Annotated in this window: 28 protein-coding genes; 13 read left to right on the top strand and 15 right to left on the bottom strand. The window is 71.9% G+C overall.

The genetic code is table 11. The features are described from left to right. Positions 1-171 precede the first annotated feature (171 nt). Positions 172-894, top strand: coding sequence for a peptidylprolyl isomerase (locus tag ACWIE7_RS02710; RefSeq protein WP_452099812.1), 723 nt, complete (start codon positions 172-174; stop codon positions 892-894). A gap of 132 nt (positions 895-1,026) precedes the next feature. On the opposite strand, the gene ACWIE7_RS02705 is transcribed toward ACWIE7_RS02710, so the two are convergent. Beyond that, complete coding sequence (locus ACWIE7_RS02705) at positions 1,027-2,478, bottom strand: DUF5129 domain-containing protein (protein ID WP_454068530.1); 1,452 nt, start codon at positions 2,476-2,478, stop codon at positions 1,027-1,029. 79 nt (positions 2,479-2,557) lie between these two features. Between ACWIE7_RS02705 and ACWIE7_RS02700 the strand changes: the two genes are divergently transcribed. After that, a complete protein-coding gene (locus ACWIE7_RS02700) occupies positions 2,558-3,832 on the top strand; it encodes a hypothetical protein (protein ID WP_454068529.1) in 1,275 nt (424 codons plus the stop codon). Between the two features lie 151 nt (positions 3,833-3,983). On the opposite strand, the gene glf is transcribed toward ACWIE7_RS02700, so the two are convergent. Then, the gene (gene glf, locus ACWIE7_RS02695; RefSeq protein ID WP_295650709.1) at positions 3,984-5,183 is read right to left on the bottom strand and encodes a UDP-galactopyranose mutase; all 1,200 of its coding nucleotides are present in this window, start codon (positions 5,181-5,183) and stop codon (positions 3,984-3,986) included. Between the two features lie 538 nt (positions 5,184-5,721). Here glf and ACWIE7_RS02690 point away from each other — a divergent pair. Beyond that, entirely contained in the window at positions 5,722-7,740 is a 2,019-nt protein-coding gene (locus ACWIE7_RS02690; RefSeq protein WP_452099809.1) for an N-acetylmuramoyl-L-alanine amidase, read from the top strand. A 302-nt stretch (positions 7,741-8,042) separates the two neighbouring features. Here ACWIE7_RS02690 and ACWIE7_RS02685 read toward each other — a convergent pair whose 3' ends face one another. Both ACWIE7_RS02685 and ACWIE7_RS02680 read right to left on the bottom strand, forming a co-directional pair. Further along, positions 8,043-8,933 carry an HAD family hydrolase gene (locus tag ACWIE7_RS02685; protein ID WP_452099808.1) on the bottom strand — a complete coding sequence of 297 codons (891 nt, stop codon included), beginning with the start codon at positions 8,931-8,933 and terminating at the stop codon, positions 8,043-8,045. Further along, on the bottom strand, positions 8,930-9,796 hold the full coding sequence (locus ACWIE7_RS02680; protein WP_452099807.1) for a lysophospholipid acyltransferase family protein: 867 nt from the start codon (positions 9,794-9,796) through the stop codon (positions 8,930-8,932). The genes ACWIE7_RS02685 and ACWIE7_RS02680 overlap by 4 nt, the downstream gene beginning before the upstream one ends. Before the next feature lie 67 nt (positions 9,797-9,863). Here ACWIE7_RS02680 and ACWIE7_RS02675 point away from each other — a divergent pair, with 67 nt between their 5' ends. Then, positions 9,864-10,379: a PaaI family thioesterase gene (locus ACWIE7_RS02675; RefSeq protein WP_452099806.1), complete on the top strand. Its 516-nt coding sequence runs from the start codon at positions 9,864-9,866 to the stop codon at positions 10,377-10,379. A gap of 151 nt (positions 10,380-10,530) precedes the next feature. Here the strand turns inward: ACWIE7_RS02675 and serS are convergent, their stop codons facing one another. After that, positions 10,531-11,793 carry a serine--tRNA ligase gene (gene serS, locus ACWIE7_RS02670; protein ID WP_452099805.1) on the bottom strand — a complete coding sequence of 421 codons (1,263 nt, stop codon included), beginning with the start codon at positions 11,791-11,793 and terminating at the stop codon, positions 10,531-10,533. 88 nt (positions 11,794-11,881) lie between these two features. After that, positions 11,882-12,229 (bottom strand): ankyrin repeat domain-containing protein, encoded by a 348-nt coding sequence (locus ACWIE7_RS02665; protein ID WP_230931205.1) that lies wholly within the window; start codon positions 12,227-12,229, stop codon positions 11,882-11,884. Positions 12,230-12,371: 142 nt separating this feature from the next. On the opposite strand from ACWIE7_RS02665, the gene ACWIE7_RS02660 reads away from it, so the two are divergent. Together ACWIE7_RS02660 and ACWIE7_RS02655 are read left to right on the top strand one after the other, a co-directional pair. Then, positions 12,372-13,490, top strand: coding sequence for a septum formation family protein (locus ACWIE7_RS02660; RefSeq protein WP_452099804.1), 1,119 nt, complete (start codon positions 12,372-12,374; stop codon positions 13,488-13,490). A gap of 22 nt (positions 13,491-13,512) precedes the next feature. Continuing rightward, positions 13,513-13,863 (top strand): metallopeptidase family protein, encoded by a 351-nt coding sequence (locus ACWIE7_RS02655; protein ID WP_295650728.1) that lies wholly within the window; start codon positions 13,513-13,515, stop codon positions 13,861-13,863. A gap of 39 nt (positions 13,864-13,902) precedes the next feature. Here the strand turns inward: ACWIE7_RS02655 and ACWIE7_RS02650 are convergent, their stop codons facing one another. The 3 genes from ACWIE7_RS02650 to ACWIE7_RS02640 are packed head-to-tail and all read right to left on the bottom strand — an operon-like array spanning position 13,903 to position 16,078. Continuing rightward, positions 13,903-14,535, bottom strand: coding sequence for a histidine phosphatase family protein (locus ACWIE7_RS02650; RefSeq protein ID WP_230931146.1), 633 nt, complete (start codon positions 14,533-14,535; stop codon positions 13,903-13,905). After that, positions 14,532-15,464, bottom strand: a complete 933-nt coding sequence (gene pheA, locus ACWIE7_RS02645) for a prephenate dehydratase (RefSeq protein ID WP_452099803.1) — start codon at positions 15,462-15,464, stop codon at positions 14,532-14,534. Before pheA ends, ACWIE7_RS02650 begins: the two co-directional genes overlap by 4 nt. Before the next feature lie 20 nt (positions 15,465-15,484). After that, the gene (locus ACWIE7_RS02640) at positions 15,485-16,078 is read right to left on the bottom strand and encodes a hypothetical protein (protein ID WP_452099802.1); all 594 of its coding nucleotides are present in this window, start codon (positions 16,076-16,078) and stop codon (positions 15,485-15,487) included. Between the two features lie 82 nt (positions 16,079-16,160). Between ACWIE7_RS02640 and ACWIE7_RS02635 the strand changes: the two genes are divergently transcribed. The 3 genes from ACWIE7_RS02635 to ACWIE7_RS02625 all read left to right on the top strand — a co-directional run bounded on the left by ACWIE7_RS02635 (position 16,161) and on the right by ACWIE7_RS02625 (position 19,386). Next, the gene (locus tag ACWIE7_RS02635; RefSeq protein ID WP_452099801.1) at positions 16,161-16,853 is read left to right on the top strand and encodes an APA family fibronectin-binding glycoprotein; all 693 of its coding nucleotides are present in this window, start codon (positions 16,161-16,163) and stop codon (positions 16,851-16,853) included. Between the two features lie 82 nt (positions 16,854-16,935). Then, a complete protein-coding gene (locus ACWIE7_RS02630; RefSeq protein ID WP_452099827.1) occupies positions 16,936-17,736 on the top strand; it encodes a CPBP family intramembrane glutamic endopeptidase in 801 nt (266 codons plus the stop codon). 108 nt (positions 17,737-17,844) lie between these two features. Beyond that, a complete protein-coding gene (locus ACWIE7_RS02625) occupies positions 17,845-19,386 on the top strand; it encodes an LCP family glycopolymer transferase (RefSeq protein ID WP_454068528.1) in 1,542 nt (513 codons plus the stop codon). A 39-nt stretch (positions 19,387-19,425) separates the two neighbouring features. Here ACWIE7_RS02625 and ACWIE7_RS02620 read toward each other — a convergent pair whose 3' ends face one another. The 4 genes from ACWIE7_RS02620 to ACWIE7_RS02605 all read right to left on the bottom strand — a co-directional run bounded on the left by ACWIE7_RS02620 (position 19,426) and on the right by ACWIE7_RS02605 (position 23,245). Beyond that, the gene (locus ACWIE7_RS02620) at positions 19,426-20,457 is read right to left on the bottom strand and encodes a hypothetical protein (protein WP_454068527.1); all 1,032 of its coding nucleotides are present in this window, start codon (positions 20,455-20,457) and stop codon (positions 19,426-19,428) included. Between the two features lie 162 nt (positions 20,458-20,619). Next, a complete protein-coding gene (locus ACWIE7_RS02615; RefSeq protein WP_452099798.1) occupies positions 20,620-21,528 on the bottom strand; it encodes a DUF5926 family protein in 909 nt (302 codons plus the stop codon). Further along, on the bottom strand, positions 21,521-22,396 hold the full coding sequence (locus tag ACWIE7_RS02610; RefSeq protein ID WP_452099797.1) for a glycerophosphodiester phosphodiesterase family protein: 876 nt from the start codon (positions 22,394-22,396) through the stop codon (positions 21,521-21,523). Before ACWIE7_RS02610 ends, ACWIE7_RS02615 begins: the two co-directional genes overlap by 8 nt. 3 nt (positions 22,397-22,399) lie before the next feature. Next, the gene (locus tag ACWIE7_RS02605; protein WP_454068526.1) at positions 22,400-23,245 is read right to left on the bottom strand and encodes a DUF4328 domain-containing protein; all 846 of its coding nucleotides are present in this window, start codon (positions 23,243-23,245) and stop codon (positions 22,400-22,402) included. Between the two features lie 77 nt (positions 23,246-23,322). On the opposite strand from ACWIE7_RS02605, the gene ACWIE7_RS02600 reads away from it, so the two are divergent. Both ACWIE7_RS02600 and ACWIE7_RS02595 read left to right on the top strand, forming a co-directional pair. Next, positions 23,323-23,709: a DUF488 domain-containing protein gene (locus tag ACWIE7_RS02600; RefSeq protein ID WP_452099795.1), complete on the top strand. Its 387-nt coding sequence runs from the start codon at positions 23,323-23,325 to the stop codon at positions 23,707-23,709. A gap of 204 nt (positions 23,710-23,913) precedes the next feature. Beyond that, positions 23,914-24,117 carry a cold-shock protein gene (locus ACWIE7_RS02595; protein WP_230930860.1) on the top strand — a complete coding sequence of 68 codons (204 nt, stop codon included), beginning with the start codon at positions 23,914-23,916 and terminating at the stop codon, positions 24,115-24,117. A 112-nt stretch (positions 24,118-24,229) separates the two neighbouring features. Here the strand turns inward: ACWIE7_RS02595 and msrA are convergent, their stop codons facing one another. Next, complete coding sequence (msrA, locus tag ACWIE7_RS02590; protein ID WP_452099794.1) at positions 24,230-24,907, bottom strand: peptide-methionine (S)-S-oxide reductase MsrA; 678 nt, start codon at positions 24,905-24,907, stop codon at positions 24,230-24,232. A 102-nt stretch (positions 24,908-25,009) separates the two neighbouring features. Between msrA and ACWIE7_RS02585 the strand changes: the two genes are divergently transcribed. Beyond that, positions 25,010-25,183, top strand: coding sequence for a hypothetical protein (locus ACWIE7_RS02585; RefSeq protein ID WP_230930861.1), 174 nt, complete (start codon positions 25,010-25,012; stop codon positions 25,181-25,183). Positions 25,184-25,208: 25 nt separating this feature from the next. On the opposite strand, the gene ACWIE7_RS02580 is transcribed toward ACWIE7_RS02585, so the two are convergent. Next, a complete protein-coding gene (locus tag ACWIE7_RS02580; RefSeq protein ID WP_452099793.1) occupies positions 25,209-25,649 on the bottom strand; it encodes an NUDIX hydrolase in 441 nt (146 codons plus the stop codon). Between the two features lie 205 nt (positions 25,650-25,854). On the opposite strand from ACWIE7_RS02580, the gene ACWIE7_RS02575 reads away from it, so the two are divergent. Next, a complete protein-coding gene (locus ACWIE7_RS02575; protein ID WP_452099792.1) occupies positions 25,855-26,457 on the top strand; it encodes a superoxide dismutase in 603 nt (200 codons plus the stop codon). Positions 26,458-26,538 lie beyond the last annotated feature (81 nt).

The raw sequence follows: 26,538 nt of genomic DNA, 5'->3' as shown, positions 1-26,538 counted from the left end.
GTACGCGCGTCCCCGTCCCGACGGCCGGGGCCGCCCTCGTCCACGTTGGATAACCCACGCCCTCGCTTCTGCGGGGCGAAAGCCGCATCGATCGTACCCGGCTGGCACGATCCGCCACCTTCACCACGCGCCGAGGACCACCGGTGGGCCCGCAGGGCCTAAGTTCATTCCATGCGCATCCACACCCACGCCCGTCCTCGTCCGACCCTCCGCACCGCACTGGGAGTGCTCGCCCTGGCCACTCCGCTGGCCCTCGCCGGTTGCAGCTCGGACGAGCCCGCCCCGGCAGCCGAGTCCGGGGGTGGCGCCTCCACCGCGGCCGTCGAATCCGGCAGCGGCGACGCGACCGTCGAGTGCCCGCCCGCCGAGGGCGCGGACGAGCGGACCACGGACTTCGACTCCGCTCCCCCGATGTGCCTCACCCCGGGCGTCGACTACTCGGCGGTCATCACCACGGACGCCGGCGCGGTCACCGTCGACCTGCTCGAGGACAAGGCCCCGGAGACGGTGAACAACTTCGTCTTCCTGGCCCGCAACAAGTTCTACGAGGGCGTCACATTCCACCGCGTGATCCCCGGCTTCATGATCCAGGGCGGCGACCCGCAGGGCACCGGAGCGGGCGGCCCGGGTTACGAGTTCTCCGACGAGCTCCCCGCGGCGGGCGAGTACGAGATCGGCTCCATGGCCATGGCCAACGCCGGCCCCGATACCAACGGCTCGCAGTTCTTCATCGTCACCGGCGACTCGGGCGTCTCCCTGCCCCCGAGCTACAGCCTGTTCGGCACCGTCACCGAGGGCATGGAGACGGTCACGTCGATCGAGTCCGACGGCAGCCCCCAGGGCGCCCCGTCGACCACGCACACCATCGAGTCAGTGGAGATCGTCGAGCGCTGACGGTCCGTCGCCGCACGAGAAGAGCGTTCCGCACACGTTGTCCGAGTGGCGGTGTCCGGAACGTTCTTCTCGATGGGGCGACGGGTGATGGGGCGACGGGTGGTGGGGCGGCGTGCCACGAGGGCGGCGGGGTCAGTACCCGCTGGACCCGCCACCGCCGGAGAACGACGCGTTCGAGTACCCGGTGTTCGTGGAGCTCGACGCCTGCGCCGCCTGCACGTCGTGGGAGTGCCAGCTCGAGGCCACGTAGAACGGCACGAAGCCGTTGTAGCCGTAGCCTGCGCGCCAGTCGCGGTCGTACAGCCGCGGCGCGTGGCGGTCGCCGGCGTCCGCGGCGGCCTCGACGTCCGACATCTCGCGCTCGCGGATGGCTTCGACGACCAGCCGGTAGTCCACGACCAACCGGGCGTAGCGATCCATGAAGTCGGTGGCGCCGGTGTCCCGGGCCAGGTCGTCGGCTCGTGCCTCCAGCTCCCTGGCCTCGGACGACAGCCTCGCGTCCTCGGCACCCAGCGCGGCGGCGCCCATGTCCTCGCGGAGCTCGCCCAGCTGGCGGCGCCGCACGTCGGCATCGCCCTGCTCCATGCGGAAGAGCTGATCGATGTTCTTCGCCGCCGTCTCCATCTGGTCGACAGTGGTGTGGGCGGTCTCGATGTCGGCGGCCGCCGCCCGGAACTCGGCGTCCGCGGACTCGGGCCGCAGGTCGCCGATCCGGCCCATGATCGCGTCCACCTCGAGGAACCGGTCCCGCACGTCGGCCCATTGCCCACGCAGTTCGTCGTCGGCCAGCGGAGACCGCAGGGAGTTGGCTCGAACGTCCAGCCCGCCGAGCTCGCCCGCGATCCGCCCGTATTCGCGAGAGATCCGGTCGTAGCGCTCCCGAGCAGTGGCGGCCTTCTTCTTGCGGACGCCCGCCACGGTAGCACCGATGGCACCCGCACCCACCACTCCCGCACCGCCGAGCGCCCACGGCAGCCAGGACGGCATGCCCTCGAATTCGGGCGCGAGGACCGTGGGATCGGCGGCGGCCTTCGCCCCGGCGAGCAGTCCGACGGCGGTGTTGTCGCGCCGCATCGGGTCCTTCATCGCCTCGAGTGAGCCGTCCAGGTGCGATCCCTCGAAGAGGTCCATGGCCACGCACACGTCGTCGCCGCAGTAGAGGCCGACGTCGCGCGCCTCGGCGTCGTTGGACACGATCAGCGTCCCCGGCGCCCACTTCTTCCGGTCCTCGGCCAGCAGGTCCGGACGCTCGTCCTCGGCGAACTCCAGGGTCGTGTCGTTGAGGTTGCTACCCCCGTCGTCGAAGACCAGGTACTCGACGTGCCGCACCTGCGGCGGGAAGTCGATCCGCGGCGTCTCGGTGCGCAGCAGGTCGTCGTCGCCGGCCGACAGCAGTCCCGCGCGGTCGGTGACGCCCACCGACACCGTCGTCGCGGGCGCGGTCTCGGCGGGAGCCGGCGCGGAAGCGGGCGCCTGGGCCCGTGCCGCGGGGCCGCCGGCGAGGTGCCCGGCCGAGAGCAGGAACAGCGCAGCGCCGACAAGCGCCACGAGTAGTCGGAGCACTGGCGAGGTCGCTCGTGTCATGCCGGAAGCCTAACCCCCGCGGGCGATCGATCCCCCGGCCTCAGGTCCGCCCGAACTCGAACCGGGCTACCTTTGGCCCATGCTCGTCGTGGAAACCCTCATCGCCGTCACCATCGCGTTGACCACCGCGTTCGGCGGCCTCGTGGCGGATGACATCATCAGCGCGGACGGCTCCTGCACCATCTCCGGCATCCCGGATCTGTGGTCCCACCACTGCACATCGCAGGCGCGGCTTGCGTGGTTCCTGGGCTCCGCCGGACTCCTGATCGCGATGATGGCGCTGCGGCACTGGATGATCAACCGCAACGGCACGCTGTACTACCTGCGCCTGCTGCCGGCCGCCTCCGCGGATCACCTTCGGGGCGCGATGGACATGGCCCGGGCGCGTAGCCTCGATTTCCGCACGGCCACCGGCTGGTTCGGCGCGGTGGGTGACGTCCTGGACCTGCGCGCCGACGTCGCGCGGGTGTCCGACGAGCTGGAACGCGCGATGAACGACGACGACGAGGCCACCGGCTACCTGTTCGCCCCCAATCTCTCGTTCCCCGCCGCGCTGTCGGTGGGCTACGACGTCCTGTTGCGGGAGCGGACCTCGCTCGCCGAAGTGCCGGAGGAGCCGCGGTCGACGCGAATCCCGGGCGGGGACACCGGGATGCGGACGGTGTACTTCGACGATGGCTACGACGAGTGGTCCTCGCGTGACTGGGCCACCCACCACGAGACGCCCGACCCGGACATCACGCTGACGACCGTCGTCGACCCTCGCGTCGACCGTCACGAGGTGAGGCGGGTCTGGCTGTCGTTGCAGGTGGGGCCGACCGGGCCGGTGTCCGAGGTCGACGCGCAGTATCCGCTGCGGGACACCTGCGACGTGGTGATCGTGGCGGGCCCCGTCGAGAGCGTCGGCGGGGAGGTGCACCTGCGTCCGTGGGAGCTTCCCGTCGGCCGGTGGATCCCGGGGTCCAGCGGACGGAAAATAGACCCGAAGGCCTTCGCCACCCTGGTGGTCGAGCTATCGGGAGCGATCGAGCACGTCCTCGACGACTACCCGGAGGCGACCGTGCTGCTCTGCGGCGACCTGCCACGCTCGGTGGGGTTCGCGCTGGGCTTCGTCATCTCCGAGCGCAAGGACAACCAGATCATCGGTAAGCGACCGGACCTGCACCTGCCGCAGCCGGACGATTCCGCCGCCGAGCGGATCCAGGCGCACGCGGAGAACGCGGGCCTGAGTTCGCTGAGCCGCTTCTGGGCCTCCGTGACGCCGGTGCTGGTCCATCTCGGTGAGGCCCGACCGACGCTGGTGCACCCGGCTCAGCGGGCCGAGATCGTGGCCGCCCTCGCCGAGCAGCCCTAACCTCGGCGGCCCAGGCATCCTCAAGAGAGTTCGGCCCACATCAGCCGAGTAGATGTGTGCCGAACCCTCTGCTCGACGCCGGCGGGGCTGGGCGGCGACGGGGCTGCGCGGCCCGCTCAGCGGCGCATTGCGTCAGGTCGCGGGCACCGCGTCAGTCCGCGAGCGGCGCCCCGTCGCGCAGGTGCGGCGCGAGAGTGTTCTCGAACATGGTCAGCGCGGAGGCGATGGCCATGTGCATGTCGAGGTACTGGTAGGTGCCCAGGCGGCCACCGAAGAGCACCTTGTTGGCGGCGGTCTCGGCCTTGGCCCGGTCGCGGTAGGCGGCCAGCCGCTCGCGGTCGGTGGACTCGTTGATCGGGTAGTACGGCTCGTCGTCGCGCTCGGCGAAGCGGCTGAACTCGCGCATGATCACGGTCTTGTCCGTGGGGTAGTTCTTGCGCTCCGGGTGGAAGTGGCGGAACTCGTGGATGCGGGTGAACTCGACCTCGGCGTCGTTGTAGTTCATCACCGGGGTGCCCTGGAAGTCGCCGGTGGGCAGGACCTCCATCTCGAAGTCCAGGGTGCGCCAGCCGAGTTCGCCGTCGGCGTAGTCGAAGTAGCGGTCGAGCGGGCCGGTGTAGACGACGGGCGCGTCCGGGCTCGCGGCGCGCACGGCCTCGCGGACATCGAACCAGTCGGTGTCGAGCACCACGTCGATCTTCTCGTCCGCCGCCATGTTCTCGAGCCACGCGGTGTATCCGTCGACCGGCAGTCCCTCGTAGGTGTCCGAGAAGTAGCGGTTGTCGAAGTTGTAGCGTACGGGCAGCCGGGTGATGTTGCCGGCGGGCAGGTTCTTGGGGTCGGTCTGCCACTGCTTGGCGGTGTAGCCCTTGATGAACGCCTCGTACAGCGGGCGCCCGATCAGCGAGATGGCCTTCTCCTCGAAGTTCGCGGCCTCGTCGGAGGAGAACTCGGCGGCCTGCTCGGCGATGAGCTCGCGCGCCTCGTCCGGCGAGTAGTAGCGGCCGAAGAACTGGTTGATCAGGCCCAGGCCCATGGGGAACTGGTAGGCGGTACCGGAGTACATGCAGAACACCCGATGCTGGTACCCGGTGAAGTCGGTGAACTTGTTGACGTACTCCCACACGCGCTCGTTGGAGGTGTGGAACAGGTGGGCGCCGTACTTGTGGATCTCGATCCCGGTCTCGGGCTCCGCCTCCGAGTAGGCGTTGCCGCCGATGTGGTGGCGCCGGTCGAGCACGAGGACGCGCTTACCGAGCTCGGTGGCCGCCCGCTCGGCGACCGTCAGACCGTAGAAACCCGACCCCACCACGATGAGGTCGTAGGTGCCCCACTGCCGCTCGTCCGCCATCGTCGACTTCCCCTTCGCTGAAGACTTCTGCGCCGCGGCGGTTCTCCGCAGCCGTGTCAGTAGGCCGCGCGCCGATCGGCGCGGGTCCTTCGTTCCCAGGGTATCCGTCGGGTCGGGGGGTGGTTAATGGCGCGCCGGTAGTGGGCGACCAGAGCGGGGTCGGGCAGAGGGGCGGAGCAGGGTCGACGACAACGACGACGACACCGTCGGCGACCGCGGGAACGCCCACATCGGACGAGTTCGCCCATCCCGCGGCGCGCCGGGGGCATCTGATCTGCCGATGACCGCCGACCGCCGGTATCCGCTCACGGCGCTGGTCGGACGTCGTCGTCGTCGTACGCCGGTTCGAAACTACACGCCTGTCATCCCAAAATTCACTTCCGTACCACTTGGTTTCACGCGTTTCTTGGCTAACATTGACCCCGTTCGTCACATCTGCCCCACTGACCGCGGCCCGCCCGCGGCCGGCGGGGTGGGGTGGGAGAAGTGGTCAGCGGCTCCACGCCGCGGGCCGCAGACACCTGATCTGGAGAAGCCCTTGAGCACACGACGCCGCCCTATGCATTTCAGCGGTCGACGCCGGACCCTCGCCGTTGCGGTGGCGGTCGCGGCGTCCGTCGTCACCCCCCTCGCCGTGTACGGGCCTGACCAGTTGGTCGAGTCCTCCGACGACATCACCACCACCGCCGGCACCGGTCTGCCCACCGGCGAGGTCCAGGTTCCGCTCGCCGAGGCGCCCGCCGCGGCCGGCGTGAACCGGGACATCGCCGGCGGTCAGTCCCCCGTCAAGGAGGTCACCTCCGAGACGCCGTTCTCGATGATGGGCGTCACCTGGAAGGGAACCCACCCCGAGGCCGTCGCCAACGTGCGTGCCCAAAACCCGGACGGCTCGTGGGGCCCCTGGTTCGAGGCCGAGTCGGTCGACGCCGAGGGCGACAGCACGACAGGCACCGGCGGCACCGAGCCCGTCTACCTCGGCCTGGACACCACGGCCGTGCAGATCGCGCTCAGCGGCGTCGACCTGTCCGACAGCTCCCTGGCGGATGCGCCGGACGCGGATGCCGAGGCGCCCGCCGGCTCCGACGACGACGCCAAGGCTGATGCCGACACCGCCGAGACGCCGGCCGACGAGGACATCGCGGCCCGCACCGACACGCCGGCCGCCGAGACCGCCCCGGAGCGCGCGAGCACGCCGGCCACGCCCGCGTTCGACGCGGCGCCGCCGGTGCCGACCCGCTTCGCGGACATCAAGCCGGTCGCCGAGAGCAGCGAGCTCGACGCGAGCACCGTGCAGGCCGTGCTGCTCTCCCCCGACTCCACCCCGACCCCGGACCCCGACGCGTTCGCCGACGTCTCGGCCACCGGCGGGACCGGCACAGACGGCGATATCGCCGCGAAGCAGCCCTCGATCATCACCCGTTCGGGCTGGGGCGCCAACGAGTCCCAGCGCTGCCGCAACGCGACGTACGACGACTCGCTCGCCGCAGCAACCGTCCACCACACGGCCGGCAGCAACAACTACTCCCGCGAAGAATCCGCAGGAGTCATGCGCGGCATCTACACCTACCACGCCCAGAGCCTGGGCTGGTGCGACGTCGGCTACAACGTGCTGGTCGACAAGTACGGGCAGGCCTTCGAGGGCCGCCACGGCGGCCTGAGCCGCAACGTCCAGGGCGCCCACGCCGGTGGCTTCAACGGCAACACGTGGGGCATCTCGATGATGGGCGACTACTCGACCCTCACCCCGCCCGACGTCACCATCCGTAAGGTGGGCGAGATCCTCGGCTGGCGACTCTCGGTGGCCGGTATCGACCCCAAGGGCTCCGACACCCACTACTCCGAGGGCACCTCGTACACCAAGTACGGCTACGGCACCTCCGTGCGACTGCCGAACATCTTCGCCCACCGCGACGTCGGCCTCACCACCTGTCCCGGCGACGCCGGCTACGCGAAGATGGGCCAGATCCGTGACATCGCGGCTTCCTACGCCAAGGGTGGCGGCGGCGGGGGCGGAGCCGCCCCGTCCAACCCCGACTCCGGCTCGCCCACCGGCGGAGGCGGAGGCTCGCAGGCGCCCGGCATCAACAAGGCTGACATCCAGGAGGCCGTGACCTCCGCGCTTCGGACCGTCCTGAACGGCGGCCGGATCGACGTGCCCGCCCTGACCCGCGCCCTCACCGGCGGCATGACCCTGGCGGACATCCCGTTCGACACGGGCTCGGTCGGCGATCTGGTCGGCGGCGACTTCGCGGCGCTCGCCGCGCAGTTCGGCGGGCCGCTGGGCAAGGTGCTGTCCGGGATCCAGAAGTTCGGCGACGTCTCGCTGGTCAAGCACGAGAACGGTGCGCTGTACTCCTCCCCCGGGACCGGAACCCATCCGGTGTGGGGCGTGATCGGTGACGCGTGGGCCGCCCAGGGCTTCGAGCACGGGCCGCTCGGCCTGCCGGTGTCCAGCGAGGCGGAGCGCGAGGACGGGACCGTCGCCCAGCGCTTCACCGGCGGCACCCTGGTCTACGACCCGGCCACCAAGGAGATCTCGGTCGAGCCGAACCCGTAGGACCCCTCAGACTCGCGGACCGGCTCCCACCAGGTGTGCCCGCCTCCCCACCACGGGGCGGCGGGCACACCGGGGAAGTGGTGGGGACCGGTCCGTGCTCTATTTCGTCGACCCGCTCGGCTGCCGGCCACACCTCCCTGGCATCCGCGCCAGCGCCTGCCGGCATCCGATCCCGCGCCCGCGGGCATCCGTTCCCGCGCCTGAACTCCCGCCCCTCGAAGTGAACTCCCGCTCGCGCGCCGGCAGGAGCGGCAGTTCATCGAGGCGCGCGGCTGTGCGCCGGGTACGCAGGAGCGGGTGACTCAGACCCACCAGCGGCGCAGCACGTGCGCCAGACCGGCGTCATCGTTGCTCAGCGTCACCTCGTCCGCGACCGCGTGGACCGACGCGATCGCGTTGCCCATGGCTACCCCGTGATCTGCCCACCGCAGCATCTCCACGTCGTTGGGCATGTCGCCGAACGCCACGGTCACCGGGACGATCCGCTCGGTGACGCCGCCGCCGGACCCTCCCCCGCCGGCCCGCGTGAGCGCGGACGCCGAACGCGCCGAGGCCGGGATCGCCACCTCGCCTGAGGTGAGCGCGGTGAGACCGCTGGCCTTGGTGACCCCGCGGGGGGCGAACTCGATGAGCCCGTCGGTCGTCGAGAAGGTCATGTCCGCGAGGTGCTCGACGGCCCCCTCCAGTGCGCCGGCCATGTCGGCGCTTGGCATTCCCGGAACCCGGGCGAGGAGCTTGAGCACCGGCTCGGACAGAACCTCGTCATGCCCCACCTCGAGGTGCTCGAGGCTGATCCACGCGTGCTCGTAGTCGGGACTCGCGACGAAGTCCGCGTCGGCCGCGTCGCGCCCGAGCCGCTCGGCCGCGATGCCGCTTCCCGGCAGGCGCTCCCGGAGGATCCCGTCGAGCTCGACGAGAGCGTCCGGCTGCAGGAGCGTGGTGGCCAGGAACTCGCCGCTGTCGGTGTCCATGATCACCGCGCCGTTCGCGCAGACCGCCAACGGCGCCACCGGGAGCTGGTCGACGATCTGGGACATCCATCGCGGCGGCCGGCCCGTGGCCAGGACGAACGACGCGCCGTCGGCCACGATATCCTCGACGACCGCCCGGTTGGCGGCCGGAACGAGATGATCACTGCCGATGAGGGTGCCGTCGACATCCGAGGCGACGAGCAGAGGTCTGGAGGAGGTCACGGAACGTTCGGACCACCCGTCACGGGGTCGCCGTCGTCGGTCTCCCGGGGTTCACCGGATCGCGGGGCCGCACCGCCCGCCGGCGACCCACCGCCCTGCGCGGCGTCCTTCTCCGCATGGCGCCGCAGTCGCTCGGCATGCTCGGCCTCGTCCTGCACCGACGCCTCCTCGAGTGTCGGCGCCGATCCCCCGAGGCGCGCCGGGACCCAGCTCGCCCCCGCCGGGTAGGGGCCGTACCGCTCGGCGTACTCGTCCTGCAGCCGCTCGAGGGTGGCCTGCATCTGCGCGCGGACCTGCGCGGTGCACTCGGCGGCGGGCTCGTAGGCCTCGATCGGCTCGCTGACCTCCATCATGACGGGCACCCGGGGCCGCAGCAGCTTCTTGGGCAGGCCCTTGGTCCACACGCGCTGTGAGCCCCAGATGGTCACCGCGAGGATCGGCACGCCGGCCTCGAGTGCCATTCGCACCGCGCCGGACTTGAAGTCCTTGATCTCGAAACTGCGGCTGATGGTGGCCTCGGGGAACACGCCCACCAGCTCGCCGGCGCGCAGCCGCCTGACCGCCTCGTCGAACGAGTGCTTGCCGGCCGCCCGGTCGACGGGGATGTGCCGCAGCTCGCGCATGATCGGACCCGCGACCGAATGGTCGAACACCTCGGCCTTGGCCATGTAGCGGATGAACCGCTTGTGCTCACGCGCCGGGATGCCGGCGTAGACGAAGTCGAAGTACCCGGTGTGGTTGATCACCACCACCGCGCCGCCCTTTTCGGGGAAGTGATGCTCCCCGCGCATGGTGATGTCCAGACCCTGGACCTTGAACATCGTGCGGGCGAACCCGATGATCCCCGTATAGAGCAGCTCCACGCCCCACAGCGTAGCGGCCCACGCCGCGCTCGGCCCGCCGTGTCCGTGGCCGTGTAGGTTCGGCGGCGTGGACCACGCCCCCTTCGACTCGGTCGATCCCGAGTCGCATAGCCGCCGATACTCCTGGGCCGCCACGCCCGCCGACCCGTCGGAGCGCGTGCACGCCGGCCTGGCGGCGCTCGAGGAGATCATCCGCGGCGAGCGCCACCTCTCCCCCGGCGCACACACCCTCGGGGTACGCCTCACCGCCGCCGCGGAGGGCTCGGTGACCATGACCGCCACGCCCGCCGAGTGGGCGCTCAACAACGGCGGCACCGTCCACGGCGGGATCGTCTCGGGCTGGGTCGACTCCGCGCTCGGCTATGCCACGGCCACCGTCGTCGAGCCGGGCGTCGGCTACAACACCCTCGACCTCACCGTCCGCTACATCCGTGCCCTGCGCCTCGAGCGCACGCCCGCGACGATCAGCGCCGAGGTCGAGCACGTGGGCCGGTCGACGTGCGTGGTGCAGGCCAAGGTCACCGACACCGACGGCCGCACGTGCGCCAGCGCGAGCGGCGTGATGATGCTGTTCCGCCCCTGACCGGGGTCCGCGCGGACCCCGGCCTCGGCCCCGGCCCCGGGCAGAGACGCTCCCCGGGGATGAACCCCCGCTCCCGCCGGTGCGCACGCGGGAGCGCACCCGGGGAGCGGATCCGGTCCGGACGAGCAGGCGCCGGAGCGGATGCCGGGTGTCAGCGGAGGGGCTCGAGTACGTCCTTGCCGACGAACGGGCGCAGCGCCTCGGGGACCACGACCGAGCCGTCGGCCTGCTGGTGGTTCTCGAGGATCGCCACGAGCCAGCGCGTGGTCGCGAGCGTCCCGTTGAGGGTGGCCGCGGTCTGCGGCTTACCGGTGGAGTCGCGGTAGCGCACCCCGAGGCGGCGGGCCTGGAAGGTGGTGCAGTTCGAGGTGGACGTGAGCTCGCGGTAGGCGTCCTGCGTGGGGACCCAGGCCTCGCAATCGAACTTGCGCGCGGCCGAGGAGCCCAGGTCGCCGCCGGCGATGTCGATCACCCGGAACGGCAGGCCCATGGCCTGCAGCATCTCCTTCTCGAAACCCAGCAGGCGCTGGTGCTCGGCGTGGGCGTCCTCCGGCTTGCACCAGGAGAACATCTCGACCTTGTCGAACTGGTGGACACGGATGATGCCGCGGGTGTCCTTGCCGTGGCTGCCGGCCTCGCGACGGAAGCAGGAGGACCAACCGCAGTAGCGCTTGGGGCCCTCCGACAGGTCGAGGATCTCGCCCTGGTGGTAGCCGGCCAGCGCGACCTCTGAGGTGCCGACCAGGTACAGGTCGTCGGCCTCGAGCTTGTAGACCTCGTCGGCGTGGGCGCCCAGGAAGCCGGTGCCCTGCATGATCTCCGGGCGCACGAGCACCGGCGGGATCATCAGGGTGAACCCGTTGGCGGTGGCCTTCTGCGCGGCGAGCTGCAGCATGCCCAGCTGCAGGAGCGCGCCGTAGCCGGTGAGGAAGTAGAAGCGGGCGCCGGAGACCTTGGCGCCGCGCTCCATGTCGAGCAGACCCAGCCTCTCGCCCAGCTCGAGGTGGTCCCTGGGCTCGAAGTCGAAGGTCGGGATCTCGCCGATCCGCTCGATCTCCACGAAATCGTCCTCGCCGCCGGCGGGCGTGCCCTCCTCGACGACGTTGGACAGCAGCCGCTGGATCCGGTCGACCTCGGCGGCGGCGGCCTTCTCCGACTCCTCCGCGTCCTTGACGGCCTGCTTCAGCGCGCCGGCGGCCTCCAGCAGCGCCGGGCGCTCCTCGGGCGAGGCCTGGCCGACCTTCTTGCCGTGGGCCTTCTGCTCACCACGCGCGGTGTCGGCGGCCGCGATGGACGTCCGGCGGGACTCGTCGGCGGACAGCAGCTGGTCGACCAGCGTCGGGTCCTCGCCACGGGTCCGCTGGGAGTCGCGGACGAGGTCGGGGTTCTCGCGGAGCAGCTTGAGATCGATCACGGGCCCCAGCCTAGCGGCCCCGTCCCACCCGACGATCCGGGCTCCACCTCACATTCCACCCCGCGCGGAGCGACTCGAGACCGGTGGCTCAGACGCCGAAGAGCTCGAGGAAGGCGTCCTTCTCGAACATGCGCGCCGTGTCGATGGCGGTGGGGACGCCACCGTTCGGGTCGGCGCCGGCCTCGAAGAGGATGCGGACGACCTCGCCGTAGCCCTTGAACACGGCGCCGGCCAACGGGGTCTGACCGCGATCATTGGCCCGGTCCACCTCCGCGCCGCGCTCGACGAGCGCCCGGACGGTCTCCGGGTGCCCGTTGTAGGCCGCCAGCATGAGAAGCGCGTCACCACGCTCGTTGGTCAGATCCGGGGTCACGCCCGCGTCGACGTAGGCGGCGAGCCGCTCGGTCTCACCGTCTCTGGCCAGCTGGAACAGCATCTGGGCGAACTCGAGGACCTCCGGGTCCACGCCTTCGCGCGGCGAACGCGCACCGCTGTCGGTCCCGTCCTGCTGCTCGTGGTCGTGTCCGCTCATGTCCGGGATCCTATCGCCACGGCGGGATTACGGCATCATAGGAGCGATGACCCCCACCTCCCGATCCTCTGATCAAGGTCGGTCCCTGCTCCGTTCGCGGGGCGCGGTCATGGCCTCACTCGTCGCGATCCTCTCCGGCGCGGCGGTCACGGGCGCGCTCATGGTCTCGGCCATCAACGACCCGAGCTCCGACCGCGCCGGTCGAATCGCCGCCGTGGTGCCGCAGGTCGACCCGCGCACGCTGTCCGGCCCCGCCTATGCGGGTGCCACGGCGGGCACCTGTCTGACCTGGTCCGTGGACGCCGCCGACCAGGTGTCATCGTTCGACACGGTCGACTGCGCGCAGCCGCACCGGTTCGAGGTCGCGGCCCGCATCGACCTTTCCGAGGTCCCCGGGTTCGGCGACGACCAGCCGCTGCCGGACTCCGCCGACCTGGCCCCCGTCGGGACCGACCGCTGCCTGCCCCTCGTCACCGAGTACGCGGGCGGCCGCGAGGTCGATCCGGAGGGCCGCTTCACCGGTCTGGTCGTCCCGCCGTCGCAGGAGGGGTGGGACAAGGGCGATCACAGCGTGCTGTGCGGCGTCGCCGCGTCCGAGCTCGACGGGCGTTCGGCGCTGTCGACCGGACTGTTCGCCGAGGCGGATCAGCACCGCCGGTGGGAGCCCGGCACGTGCCTGGGGTTCACCGCCGAGGGGCTGCCCGGCGCGCCGATCCCCTGTGCAGAGGACCATTCGATCGAGATCGTGTACGACCTCGACGTCTCCGGGATCTTCCCGGAGGGCCCCACCCCGCCGGAGCCGTCGGTGCAGTCCGAACTCACCGCGCAGGCATGCCTGGACGCCGGCATCGCCTACTTCGGGGACGGCGAGGCGCTTCGCCGCAGCACCCTCATCTCGACGCTGGTCAACCCGATCTCCGAGGTGTCCTGGCTCACCGGTAGCCGCACGGTCAACTGCGGGCTGATGAGGTCGGCGGATCCGGGGCCGTTCGCGGTACTGCGGGGCTCGGCGACGCAGGGCGTGCTGGTCGACGGCCAGACGCCGGTCGCGCCCACCACCACGATCATCCCGCCGCCGGGCCAGCAGCCGGGCGGTGAGGCCGGGGCGACGACAGGCGGCGACCAGAGCACGATCTCGGTGCCCGTCCCCGGCGGAAACCCGTGACGCCAGACGCGGACGGGGCCTCGTGAGCATCAGGGTCGACGAAGCCCGCTTCGAGCACCTGGTCGACGACGCGCTGGACTCGGTGCCGGACGCGTTGTTCCGGGCCATGGACAACGTCGTGGTGCTCATCGCCGACCGCAACCCTGACGAGCCGGGCCTGCTGGGCCTCTACGAGGGCGTGGCGCTGACCGAGCGCGACACCACCTATTCGGGATTCCTGCCGGACACCATCACGATCTACCGGGACGCGCTGTGCGACTTCTGCTCGACCGAGGAGCAACTGGTCCACGAGGTCGCGGTGACGGTGATCCACGAGATCGCCCACCACTTCGGCATCGGCGAGGAGACCCTGCACGAGCTCGGCTGGGGCTGAGCGCGGCCGCGCTCACCGGCCCGGAGGCCCCGTCCCGGGTCAGAACGCGGGCCGCCCCAGGTGGTCGCCCCACCGCTCGCACGACCAGCCGCCACCGTCCGGGGCGAGCTCGATGACCCCGCAGTTGGCGATGTGGTTGTCCAGGGCCCACTGCGAGGGCGCGGCGCCGGCGAACACGGCCATCATCCGCATGACCGCACCGTGCACCACCAGGACCACGTCGATCCCGTTGTCGAGGTACGACTCGCGCAGTTCGGCGACCAGCGGCATCGTCCGGTCCTGCACGTCGAGGGCGCTCTCCCCGTCGGGCAGGCTCGCGGTCAGGTCGCCTGCCTCGAGCCAGTCGCGCATGAGCCGGTTGTAGGCGAGCATCGCCTCGACACCGGTCTGCATCTCGTAGCGACCGGCCTGCACCTCGTAGACGCCGGGCACGGCCTGCGTCGGCAGGCCCATCTCGGTGGCGACGAGCCCGGCGGTCTCGCGGGCCCGGGCCGCCTCGGAACTCATCACGACGGTCGGGGAGATCCCGGAGCCGGCCAGCTCCTGCCCCACCAGCGCCGCCTGCTCGCGACCGAGCTCGGTCAGCGGCGCCCCCGGCAGCGCGGTGTCGAGCGCCCCGGCGACGTTGGACGGTGTCTGCCCGTGACGGACGAGGTGCAGGCGGGCGCTCATCCGACGCCCTCGCCGCGGCGGAGCCCCTCGAGCCAGGCCGTCTCGTCGGCGCGGTCCGGCGGCGGCGAACCGGCCTCCGCGAGATCGGCGACGGGCCACGAGCCCAGGTAGCGCAGGCTCTCGGTCCGGTGCCGCAGGGCGACGAGCGCCTCGGCGACCATCGGGTCGTCGATGTGGCCCACGAGGTCCACGTGGAACAGGTAGGTGAACCGCTCGACGCGTGTGGGCCGCGAGCCGATGCGGGTGAGATCGATGTCACGGATCGACAACTCGGTCAGCGCCTGCACCAGCGAGTTTGGCTGATGGGGCAGTCCGAAGATCACGCAGGTCCGGTCGTGGCCGGTGCGCGGGGTGGGCGGCGCGGGCCGGCCGACCAGGACGAACCGGGTGCGGGCCCCGCCGACGTCGGCGATGTTCTCCGCGAGCGGGACGAGCCCGTTGATCTCCCCGGCGCGGGCGGGCGCGGCAGTCGCGTCGGCACTCCCGGCGGCGACCTCCTCGGCGCCGGCAGCGGTGGAGGAGGTGGTCTCGATACGCGCTTTCGGCAGGTTCTCCCCGACCCAGCGTCGGACCTGCGCGGCGGCCACGGGGTGGGTGCGCAGGACCGCCACGTCCTCCGCGGTGGTGCCGGGGCGGACGAGGATGGAGAAGACCACGTCGATCTGGGTCTCCGCGAAGATCTGGAGCCGGCCCCCCACCGCGAGGGCGTCGCTGGTGGGGTTGACGGTGCCGTCGACCGAGTTCTCGAACGGGACGCACGCGTAGTCGGCGTCGCCGGCGCGGACCAGGTCCAGCGCCTCATCCGGGGTGCCGGCCGGTACGGCCCGGGCGTCGGCGAGGAGGGCCGCTATCCGGGCGTCGGCGCGGAATCGGTGCAGGGCGGCATCGGTGAACGTGCCGGGGGGGCCGAGGTAGGCGACGGTGACCACGACGACAAGCCTAGCCAGCGTCAGTCGTCGTCCACCGGGCTGAGGGCGGACTCGATGGTCGCGAGCTGATCATGCGGCACGAGCACGCACGTCACGACATCCCGGATCGCCTCCCGTGCCGATCGGGACAGGCCCACGATCCGGGCCGGGTCAGGCTCGGCGATCGCGGCCCGGATGTCTGCTCCGGTCATCGCGGCGACCGCGCCGGACAGCAGCGCCCACACCTGCGAGGCGTCGGCGCAGCGGGGCACGAGGCCCGAGCCGAACCCCACGCCGGCGTGGGAGGCCACCGCCAGCAGGTCCGCGAGGTGCGCGGCACTCTGGGCCTGATCCGGGCCGGGGGTCGGTGCGGCCGGGTCGGCGGGCGCCGCCGTGCCGGCGATCGCGGCAAGCCCCGGAGCCACGTCGACGACGGCCGGGGTCCCCCCTGCCAACACCTCCATGACCTCGTCGAGGGCCGGCTGCCCGGTCACCGGATCCGGCGCCACCACCACCGGCGCCGTGACCGACCACCTGCCCAGCACCTCCACGATCGAGGCCTCGTCCACCACGAGATCGTCCAGCAGGTCGGGCCGGGAGGGACCACGGCCGAGCAGTTCAAGCGACACCGTCATGGACTTAAGGTCTACACCGTGCGCCCCCGCCGCGTCCGCACAGCCCGACCTGGTGCCCCTGGCGTTGCTACGCTCTCCAGCGATGGGTTCCGACGACTCCACCGGCCCGGAATTCGCGGCCGACTACACCCCGGCCCCGGATGACGCCCCGGACGCCTCGCACCTCACCCCGGAGGAGAATCGGGGACCCCGCACGATCCACGTCGCGTTGGGGCTGCTCGCCCTGCTCATCGTGGTCGCGGTGGCCACGGCCCCCGAGTCGGTGCTGCCCCGTGACTCGACCCTGCACGGCGACTATCACCTCGACCAGGCATCGGGACTGGAGATCGTGGTCCCGGTGGGGTGGCGGGCCCGTGCCGACGCCGAGTTCGGCTCACTCGAGCTCGTGCCGGTCGGGTCGGGACGGGCCCCGGACACCCGCATCCTCGCCGGCGCCCTCGAGCCGGGTATCGCCGCCGCGGCGATCGCCGACAACGAAGGCGCCGCCACCGCTCTCGCCGAGACCATCCAGCAGTACGTCCTGGGCGTCACCGGCGTCCGGGACGACCGGCGCACCGCCACCGTGGAGAACGAGGCGGGATCCGGGGCTTCCGTGTCATACGTGGTGGTACCCGACGACCCGGCCAGGCTCGACGCCGGAGGGCTGGTCTACACCGCGGTGTTCGGCGTTCCCGAACAGCGGTGGTGGGTGGCGTACGTGACCACCGAGCAGCAGTCCTCCCCGGGCGCCCGCTGGATGGGGCGCATCGTCGAGCACGTGCGACTCCAGGACTGAGCGGGGCGCCGTCGTGAACGTGCAAGTCAGCACCAGCGAAGCCTCGGATCCCGCGCCCCGGCCCGGTGGGCTGCGACGGGCCCTGTCCCCCCGCGAGGCGTTCGCCCGGTACTCGGCGCGATTCGACCCCGTCAGCGACCGGCGTGTCCGGCGGCTGCTGATCGCCGAGGTCGTCGTCGTCCTCCTCGTCACCTTCGGACTGTCCGGCCTCTATGCCGTGCTCGACCTCGTCTCCGCGATGCTCGCGCCCACCGACCTGGCGGACCAGACCGCGGCGCTCAACGTCTCCCGTTCCACACAATCCTGGCTCGACCTCGCCTACCAGGCGCTCGGGGTGCTGCGGTTGACCGCGTGGGCCCTGCTGCCGCTGGTGCTGCTGGCGCACACCGGGGTCGGTGCGCGGGCCGTGGGGCTCGTCCGCGACCGACCCTGGCGGCAGGTGGGGTGGGGGCTCGCGCTGACGGCGGTGATCGGGATCCCGGGCCTGGCGCTGTACCTGGGCGCGGTCGCGGCCGGTGTCAACCTGCAGGTCTCCGCGTCGGGGCTGACGGAGACGTGGTGGCGGCCGATCGTGCTGGTGCTCGCCGCGGCCGGCAACGGGGCGGCCGAGGAGATCCTCGTGGTGGGCTACCTGCTCGTGCGGTTGCGCCAGATCGGGGTGCCGCCCGCGGTCGCACTGATCGGTACCGCGGTGTTGCGCGGCTCGTACCACCTGTACCAGGGCTTCGGCGGCGGGGTCGGCAACCTGGCGATGGGGATCGTGTTCGCGCTGTGGTGGATGCGCACGCGCCGACTGTGGCCGCTGATCCTGGCGCACACGCTGCTCGATGTGTTCGCTTTCCTGGGATACGCGCTGATCGCGCCGCATGTGGCGTGGCTCTGACCCGTTCCTGGGCGACCGGCGCCGGGAGGGGATTTCTGCTGTGATGCTCGACTCGGCGGCGCGGCGCGGGACGCCGGGGGTGTACCCGGGCAAGTAGAGTCCGATCCCATGACCGACGACCCCAGGCGCCGGCACCTCACCCCTGAGGAGGCCGCTGAACTCCGGCGTCGCGCGCGCGAGCGCCGCGGGCACGCCGATCCGGGTGGTTCACGGGGCGCCGCGCCGCGGCAGGATCCCCGTGCCGCCGGTCCGCGTGGTCCCCGGTCCGCCGCACCCCGTGAGCCCCGCGATCCGCGTGGGGCGGCGCCGCGCGATCCCCGTGCGGGCGCTCCCCGCGAGCCCCGCGACCCCCGGTCCGCGGCTCCGCGTGACCCCCGGGCCGCCGCGCCGCAGGATCCCCGCACCCGGTCCCTGCGCGGGGACGCCGCCCGCGACCCGAACCGCGCCGGCTACCAGCCCCGCCAGAACCCGGAGCCGCTCCCGCCGGAGGAACGCGCGCGCTACGCCGCGCAGCAGCGCCGGGACCCCCGCGCCGATCCGCGCCGGTCAGACCGCCGTGCCGAGGGGCGCGATCCGTACCGCCAGCCGGTCGATCCCCGTGGTCGCCGTCGCGGCGGCCGTGACCCGCGCACCGGCGCCCCCATGGCGACGACGACGAGGCGCCGGCAGCGTCCCGCCCGGACGCCCCGTAAGCGACGCATCGGCCCGCTGGGAATCGTCGGGCTGGTGCTCGCCGTGGTGCTCACCCTCGGGGTGGTCACGGTGCTGTGGGCGGATTCGAAGCTGCAGCGGATCGACGCCCTCGGCGACTACCCCGGCCGCGGCGGCAAGACGCCCGGCACCGTCACGCTCCTCGTGGGCACCGACTCCCGGGAAGGACTGACCCCGGAGCAGCAGGCGCAGCTGTCCACCGGCTCGGAGTCCGACGCCGGCGGCAAGCGCACCGACACGATGATGTTGGTCTACACCCCGCGCGACGGCGATCGGACGATGCTCATCTCGCTCCCGCGCGACATGCTCGTCGACATCCCCGGCTACGGGGAGAACAAGCTCAACGCCGCCTACACGTTCGGCGGTCCGCCGCTGCTCGCCCAGACCCTCGAGCAGCAGACCGGGGTGCGCATCGACCACTACGCCGAGATCGGGTTCGGCGGATTCGCCGACATCGTCGACGCCGTCGGCGGGGTGGAGATCTGCCTCGAGGAACCCATCAACGACCCGTTCGCCGGACTCGATCTGGCCGCGGGGTGCCAGATCCTGGCCGGGCCGCAGGCGCTCGGGTTCGTGCGCACCCGGTACGGGTTCGCCGAGCAGGACCTGCAGCGTGTGCGGAACCAGCGTCAGTTCCTCGGATCGCTGATGCGGACCGTCATGACACCCGGCAATGTACTCAACCCCTTCACCGCCCTGCCGCTGCTCGACGCCGGCGCGGAGGCCGTCACCGTGGACACCGGCGACCACATCTGGAACCTCGCCTCGGTCATGCGCAAGCTCAGCGCCGACCCGCTGACCGTGACGGTCCCCCACGACGGCATGGCCTCGGGTTCGGTCGGCTCCTACCTGGTGTGGGGACCCACGACCACGGGCTTCTTCGACGCTGTGGCCGCCGGCCGCACGCCCGGCCCGGAGTACCTCGAGACCGGTCCCTGACTCCCCGGCCCGGCCGGGTCGATCGCGCCGTCGCGCCGATCAGCCTGCCGGGGTGATCGAGACGATGCCCCATGTGCCGCCGGGGGTCTCGGCCACGCGGACGCGCTGCCGGATGAGGACCGGGTCCGCCTCCGGCGGGAACTCCGTGAGGTCCACCTCCAGGAGCGTGGGCGCGAGTTCCCGCAGCTCCACGCAGTGGGTGGTCCCCTCCGCGAGGCGGTCGATCCCCTCGGTGCGCAGCTGCTCCTCGGTCATCCGGCTCGTCGGGGCGACCGCCTCGAACGCCTTCGCGGCGGACCGCTCGACGTAATAGGCGTGGTCGAACGCCAGCACCGCGCCCGTCGGGCTGTCCAACGAGCCGGGGCCCGAGCCCACCACGCGCCCGTCCTCGACCAGTTCCGCGCACCCCGGGTTCGCCCCGGCCACCGCCGCCCCCGCCGCGCCGCCCGTGGCCCCGCGTGTCACCATGTAGCCGAGCACCGCGGAACCGCCGAGGATCGCGACCCCGGCGGCGGCGAGCAGGGCGATCCGGACCGGCCGACGGTCCAGCACCGCGGTCGCGGGGACAGGCGCCGGCGCGGAGGCGGAGGGCACATCGGCGGGCGGCGGGGCGGGAACCTTCACGTCCTCCGCGCTGCGGGTGGCCGGCGCGGGGGCCGGTCGCGGGGCGCCTGCCGCGGCCCGACCGGAGGTCGGCACGGGGGCACGCAACGGCAGCGTCGACAGGTCGTCGACCACCCGCTCCCCCGCGCCCTCGCCGGCCGCGGCGCCCCGACGATCCGCCGACGGTCCGTCGTGCGCCGGCGCGCCCCGGGCCGGCTGGCCGTCACCGGTAGCGGCCCGCGCCTGCGCACCGATCGTGATCCGGTTCGGCGGCGACTGCTCCTCCCGCTCCCCCGCGCCGGCTCGCTCGGCATCGGCCTGCGCGGGCCCCGCGGCCGACCGGGCCGAGGGCTTCGGGGGCGCGACCGAGGAGTCGGCGGCCGGGCCGGTACGAAGCCACGGCGGAACGGTCACTTCCGGGAGGACGGGGGCGGTGTCGTCGTCGTCCGAACCTGGTCGACCAGCCACGTCCTCGCCCTCCCCGCCCGACTCGTCCCACGTCCGGTGACGCGGTGATCCGTGAGGATCCTAAGCGGCGACGCGCCCCGCCGGGGACCGCATATACGAGAGGGCCGCGCCGACGCGGTGGTCGACGCGGCCCGGGGCCGACCCCGTGGGGCCGGCGGGATGTCAGCGGAGAGTGACCTGACGAGCCCGGAGGCCGTCGCGCGAGGAGCGCTCCTCGGACGTCAGCGGGGCCTGGTTCGCCAGCGCCTCGCCCAGACGCGCGTCGAGAGCCTTCAGCCCGTCGGCCCACTCCTGGTGGTGCATCTCCGGATCCAGGTCGAACACCGGGACCAGCAGGCCGTGGGTGCGGAACGAGCCCGCGAAGCGCGAGCCCTCCCCCAGGTCGAGGGCGCCGGCGGAGTGCACGCGGGCGAGGGCCTCGAACAGCGCCTCCTCGTCCTCCGGGCGGACCCAGCGGATGTGGGCCTTCTCGCCGGCGTCGACCCACCACGCCGCCTCGATACCCTCGGCCGACACGCGCGCCGACGGCATCATGACCTCGTTGGCGTTGCGGATCGCCTGCTCGATCTCCGGGCGCACCTCGACGCCCTCGGCGACCCACCAGGAGAAGTCGTTGTGGACCTCGATCTCCAGCGGGGCGTCGGCGACCACGACGTCGCCCAGGGCCGGGGTGGAGCCGTCCGGATGCGCGGCGCTCAGGGTCTCGCCATGGCCCGCGCGCGTGGCCCACTCCACGGCGTACGCGAGGTCCGCGGCGACGTCGGGGCCGTGGACCTGCACCTGCAGTCCGACGAACGCCTCGCCGCCCAGCTCCTCGTCGCGGACCAGGCCCGCGATGGCGCCGGGCAGGACCGTCGCGATGGTGACATCGCGGCCATCTGCGACCGTGGTCAGGCGCCCGGTGGCCGACGGCACGAACTCGCGCATGGCGACCATGTCGCACTCGCCGGCGAAGCCGACGAACGGACGCGGATCGACGCTCAGTTCCTCCCGCTCGGCCGCGCGTGCGGCGATCTTGGCCTGGCGGTTGCCGCCGGACTTGGGCTCGTTATGGCGATTCCTTCTACCCACGGCCACCACGATACGGTGCGCCACCGCTTCCCGCGCTCCCGGACCTCGGAGTTCTCCGTCCGGCCCGCCCGGGCCCGTCCAGCACGGCGAGCGCCCGCGACGGGACGTTGGTGCCGACCCACTCCACGCCGAGATCCCGGCACAGCAGCAGGTCGGCCGGGTCGTCGACGGTCCAGCAGTAGGTACCCATCCCACGCGAGCGCCAGTAGTCGACCAACCACGGCCGCGCCCGGATCGCCGCGATGCTCGGCCCCATCAGCTGCGCCCCGAACCCCTCGGCGGGCCACGACTTGAGCACGTTGCGCCGCTCGCGCAGCTGCACCGTCGGCACCGCGGGCGCGAGCTGCCGGAACCGTCGCACCGCCATCACGGAGAAGCTCATCATCACGGCCCGCGAGTCGGCGAAGGAGGCGGGCCGGTCCAGGCCGAAGTACGCGAGCTCGTCGCGCAGCGCGACCTCGACCCTCCCGCCTGAGGGCACCGGGTGCTTTGTCTCGAGGAACAGCTTGACGTGCGGGTACGCCTCGGCCAGTACGAGGAAGCTGCGGAGCGTCAACACGGGCTCGGGCGAGGAGTGGACGGGGTGCCACGACCCCACGTCGAGACCGGAGAGCTGTTCGAGGGTGCTGGAGTGCACCCACAGGTCGCGGTCACCGACGCGGGTGGTCCGCGGATCGTGCAGCAGCACGGGGACGCCGTCGGCGGTGAGTCGGACGTCCACCTCGAGCGCCTCGGCGCCCTGTTCGAGCGCCTGCTGGTAGGCGATGAGGGTGAGTTCGGGGAACTCGGCGGAGGCGCCACGGTGGGCGACGACCCCGCTGCGCGTGGGCACCGGGGACGGCAGGTGGGTGGCCTCGTGGACCGTCACGTCTCACTCCTTCCGGGATGCGGACTCCGACCCCACGATCCCCGCCGCGATGAACCGGCGGGTGAACCGAGGGGAAGGGTCGTTGAAACTCCGCATGACACCCCGTGTCTCGCGGAACGCCCAGGCGGCGGTGAGTGCCGCGACCATGGTGAGCAGGACGGTGTCGGCGGCGGCCTGGGGCCCGTCGCCGGTGCTCCTCCAGTAGGCCACCGCGACGGCCCCGACGTTGACCGCCCAGGCTGCCCACCAGCGGCGCAGTGCGGATCGGGACGGGGCGCGCGGGGACGCCCGGCGCAGTTCCTCCAGGTAGACGGGGAGGCGGAAGAAGTTGACGACGACGACGAGGCTGCCCGCCCACAAGCCGGCCCGCGACCGGGGGTCCGTGCCGGGCTCGTACGCCCGTCGGCGTGCCTCGACGAGCCAGGCCGTGGCCGTGACGGCCGCGCTGACGGCGATCGCGATCGCGACGGTGCCGGTCACCCAGACCAGGGCGGTGGTGACCGCCTCGATCCACCAGGGCGCCACCCGGTCGGCGTACCAGGCCAGGGCGAGGTAGCGCAGGCCGTGGGCTACGGCGGTGGCGACGAACCAGGCGATGGCCGCGCCCGCGATGCCGGGGGCCGCGTCGGCCAACCGGGTCCGCCTCGGGGCGGCCGGCGGCTCGAGCTGCCTGGGGACCGCGACCAGCGGGAGTCCCCAGCGCGGGGTGGCCGGGTAGCGGGGCGTCCGCTGCCGCCACGCCGGCCCGGCGCGGTGCCGGGGGACCGGCGGGCGGGCCACCTGCGTCGGGGGGCGCCACGGCGGGTGCGCGACCCAGCGCCACTGCCCCTGCCGTCGCGGTGTGGTCATGCGCCCCATGCTGGCACAGCGCGGGCCGGCACCGTCGACGCTGGCCCCGAGGCGGGTCGGAGGCGCAGGATGGACGCATGGCCGTGACGTGCATCCGAGTCCACGACCTCGTCTCGGGCGAGGCCGATCCCGGCGGCGCGAGCGTGGTGCTCGTGGACCGCCTATGGCCGCGGGGCGTGCGCAAGGACGCCTTCGCCCACGACGAGTGGTGCAAGGACGCCGCCCCGAGTCCGGAGCTGCGCAAGGAGTTCCACGGCGGGGACCTCGATTTCGAGGAGTTCTCCGAGCGCTACCGGGCCGAGCTCGACAGCGCCGAGGGCGCGGAGGCCGTCGACCATCTGGCCGGGCTGGCCGCTGATCCCGGGGTCGTGCTGGCATACGCCGCGAAAGACACCGAGCACAACCACGCTCTGGTCCTCGCCGAGGTGGTGCGGGCGGCCGCCCGCGGAGGCCGACACCATTAGTTCATGTACGCGTCATCACGAAGACGTGACGTAACGCCTCTTGGTATGTAGTGTCATTGCCAGTAGTTGAAACAGTACGTTGTATTTCTGTAGACCACCGTCCTCTCGGGGATGATGCGGCACCGCAGGGAAACACAGCTCGCTCTCTGCTGCATCACCTGGTGTCCCGACAAGCGGGGCACCGACTCTCGAAAGGACGCCACTATGGCTACCGGTACCGTGAAGTGGTTCAACGCTGACAAGGGCTTCGGCTTCATCGCCCCCGACGACGGCTCGGCCGACGTCTTCGCCCACTTCTCCGCCATCCAGGGCTCGGGCTACCGCTCGCTCGAGGAGAACCAGCAGGTCTCCTTCGACGTCGCGCAGGGCGCCAAGGGCCTGCAGGCGGAGAACATCACCGTCATCTGATCCGAGCATCCGGCCCCGTGACCTCACGGTGAGCTGAACTCGCAGGATCCGACAGAAGGGCCCCGCCCGGGAATTCTCCCGGCGGGGCCCTTCTGCATCCCTCCGGCCGCGATCAGGCCGGGCAGGCGACCCCGCTGCGCACGTGACAGTCGTAACCGCCGGGGTTCTTGACCAGGTACTGCTGGTGGTAGTCCTCGGCGAAGAAGTACCGCCCCGACCTGACCTCGTCCAGCATGCCGAGCTCGGTGGTCACCGACCCGAAGCCGGCATCGGCGAGCTTCTCGCCGTAGGCGTCGGCGATCCGGCGGGCCGCCTCGAGCTGTGCCGGGGTGGAGGTCAGGACCGCCGAGCGGTACTGCGTGCCCATGTCGTTGCCCTGACGCATCCCCTGGGTGGGGTCGTGCCATTCGAAGAACGTCGCCAGCAGCTTCTCGACCGGAAGCACCTGCGGGTCGAACACCACCCGGACGACCTCCGTGTGGCCGGTGCCGCCGGTGCAGACCTCCTGATACGAGGGGTTGGGAGTCCAGCCGCCGGCGTATCCCACCGAGGTGGTCCATACGCCGTCGAGTTCCCAGAGCACCTTCTCCGCACCCCAGAAGCAGCCCAGCCCGAGCACGATCGATTCGTGCCCGTCCGGGAACGGCGGGGTCATGGGATTGCCGGTGACGATGTTCGCCGACGCGACCGGGACCGGCTCCTGCCGGCCCGGCAACGCCGATTCGGCGTCGATGACCTCGGTCGCCGTACGCATCGCGGAAAGTCGGATCGCATCCTGTAGCCAGCCCATGCCGCCAGGGTAACCCTGTTCCGCGATCGTGACCCGGATGAGATGTGACGAGTGCCATAGTTCGCGTTAGGCTGACGCAAGTACGAGCGAGGGGGTCTCGACGTGTCAGGTTCCAAACCCGTCGCGCAGCAACTGCGCGACATCCTCGACGGCGAACAGAATCAGCCGTTCGAGGGTTCGGGGTGCAGCGACCACGTCCGGCGCCGCAACCTGCGGATGACCGTGACGGCCGCCCTCGTCCTCCTGGTCCTCCTCGTCGCGCTCCTCGCCGTCTGACCGCGGCCGGCAGCCACCACGGCGGCTACGTGAGGTGGTCGCGGGCCACGCGGACCAGCAGCGGAGCCCACGGCGCACAGTCCGACTCGTCGCGCGCGGCGATCTCCGCCATCTGCCCGGTCGTCACCCACCGCGCCTCGGCGATCTCGGCCCGGGGTCGCTGATGTCCGTCGACCCCTGCCGCGAAGACCTCCGACACCAGCCGGAAGCCGGGTTCGTTGGCGGTGGCCGTGGTGAACCGGCCGAGCGGCGTGAGCTGCCCGGGTGACAGCCTCACCCCCAGCTCCTCGTCGAGCTCGCGGATCGCGCACTCGAGCGGCGATTCGTCGCGCTCCCACTTCCCGCCGGGGAGCATGAAGCGATCGGTGCCCGCTTTGCGCACCGTCACCACCGCGCCGTCGGGTCGGGTCAGCACCACCGCTGACACGGAGATGACACGGCCGGCTGGCCTATCCGAGTGATCCACGCCCCCGATCATGGCAGTTCACCCCACGTCTCCGGGCCCACACACCGACGGACCGGGGCGCCGCGCGGCGGAGGGAGCCGGAAGCCGCGGGGACGGGGCCGACGCGACGGCTGCCGGATCACTATGGTGGGAAGCGGACGTCGTGACGGGCGACACGGGCGAGACCCGAGCGCAGCGCGTCACCCAATTGAAAGGACACTCCACTATGGCCGAGTACGTTCTTCCCGATCTCGACTACGACTACGGCGCTCTCGAGCCCCACATCTCGGGCGAGATCATGGAGCTCCACCACTCCAAGCACCACGCCACCTACGTCAAGGGCGCCAACGACGCCCTCGAGCAGCTCGCCGAGGCCCGCGAGGACGGCACCATCGCCGCCAAGGCCCCGCTGCTGAGCAAGAACCTGGCCTTCCACCTGGGCGGCCACACCAACCACTCGGTGTTCTGGAAGAACATGTCGCCGAACGGCGGCGGCCAGCCCGAGGGTGAGCTCGCCGCTGCGATCGACGCCGAGTTCGGCTCGTTCGACAAGTTCCAGACCCACTTCAACGCCGTGGCCACCACGCTGCAGGGTTCGGGCTGGTCCGTCCTGGGCTGGGACCACATCGGGCAGCGGCTGGTCATCCAGCAGCTCACCGACCAGCAGGGCAACATCTCCATCAACATCACCCCGCTGCTCATGCTGGACATGTGGGAGCACGCCTTCTACCTCCAGTACAAGAACGTCAAGCCGGACTACGTCAAGGCCTGGTGGAACGTCATCAACTGGGAGGACGTCGCCCAGCGCTACGCCGCTGCCAAGGGCTGACACCGCTCGTCCGACCCGGGCGGCGACGCCCCGCGCACGATCGAGCACCCCGGAGGCCGGGGTAGGACACGCTCCTACCCC

The sequence above is a fragment of the Dietzia sp. NPDC055343 genome (assembly GCF_053645265.1).
The sequence above is the reverse complement of the archived record's forward strand: the minus strand, read 5'-3'. Positions and strand labels throughout refer to the sequence as shown.

What these genes read in the sequence shown, in the direction of transcription:
- ACWIE7_RS02605 (WP_454068526.1), bottom strand. Translation starts at nt 23,245, where the DNA reads ATGACCACACCGCGACGGCAGGGGCAGTGGCGCTGGGTCGCGCACCCG.
- msrA (WP_452099794.1), bottom strand. Translation starts at nt 24,907, where the DNA reads ATGGGCTGGCTACAGGATGCGATCCGACTTTCCGCGATGCGTACGGCG.
- ACWIE7_RS02710 (WP_452099812.1), top strand. Translation starts at nt 172, where the DNA reads ATGCGCATCCACACCCACGCCCGTCCTCGTCCGACCCTCCGCACCGCA.
- ACWIE7_RS02595 (WP_230930860.1), top strand. Translation starts at nt 23,914, where the DNA reads ATGGCTACCGGTACCGTGAAGTGGTTCAACGCTGACAAGGGCTTCGGC.
- ACWIE7_RS02575 (WP_452099792.1), top strand. Translation starts at nt 25,855, where the DNA reads ATGGCCGAGTACGTTCTTCCCGATCTCGACTACGACTACGGCGCTCTC.
- ACWIE7_RS02650 (WP_230931146.1), bottom strand. Translation starts at nt 14,535, where the DNA reads ATGAGCGCCCGCCTGCACCTCGTCCGTCACGGGCAGACACCGTCCAAC.
- ACWIE7_RS02640 (WP_452099802.1), bottom strand. Translation starts at nt 16,078, where the DNA reads ATGACGGTGTCGCTTGAACTGCTCGGCCGTGGTCCCTCCCGGCCCGAC.
- ACWIE7_RS02705 (WP_454068530.1), bottom strand. Translation starts at nt 2,478, where the DNA reads ATGACACGAGCGACCTCGCCAGTGCTCCGACTACTCGTGGCGCTTGTC.
- ACWIE7_RS02700 (WP_454068529.1), top strand. Translation starts at nt 2,558, where the DNA reads ATGCTCGTCGTGGAAACCCTCATCGCCGTCACCATCGCGTTGACCACC.
- ACWIE7_RS02665 (WP_230931205.1), bottom strand. Translation starts at nt 12,229, where the DNA reads ATGCTGTTCCAGCTGGCCAGAGACGGTGAGACCGAGCGGCTCGCCGCC.
- ACWIE7_RS02625 (WP_454068528.1), top strand. Translation starts at nt 17,845, where the DNA reads ATGACCGACGACCCCAGGCGCCGGCACCTCACCCCTGAGGAGGCCGCT.
- ACWIE7_RS02660 (WP_452099804.1), top strand. Translation starts at nt 12,372, where the DNA reads ATGACCCCCACCTCCCGATCCTCTGATCAAGGTCGGTCCCTGCTCCGT.
- glf (WP_295650709.1), bottom strand. Translation starts at nt 5,183, where the DNA reads ATGGCGGACGAGCGGCAGTGGGGCACCTACGACCTCATCGTGGTGGGG.
- ACWIE7_RS02635 (WP_452099801.1), top strand. Translation starts at nt 16,161, where the DNA reads ATGGGTTCCGACGACTCCACCGGCCCGGAATTCGCGGCCGACTACACC.
- ACWIE7_RS02600 (WP_452099795.1), top strand. Translation starts at nt 23,323, where the DNA reads ATGGCCGTGACGTGCATCCGAGTCCACGACCTCGTCTCGGGCGAGGCC.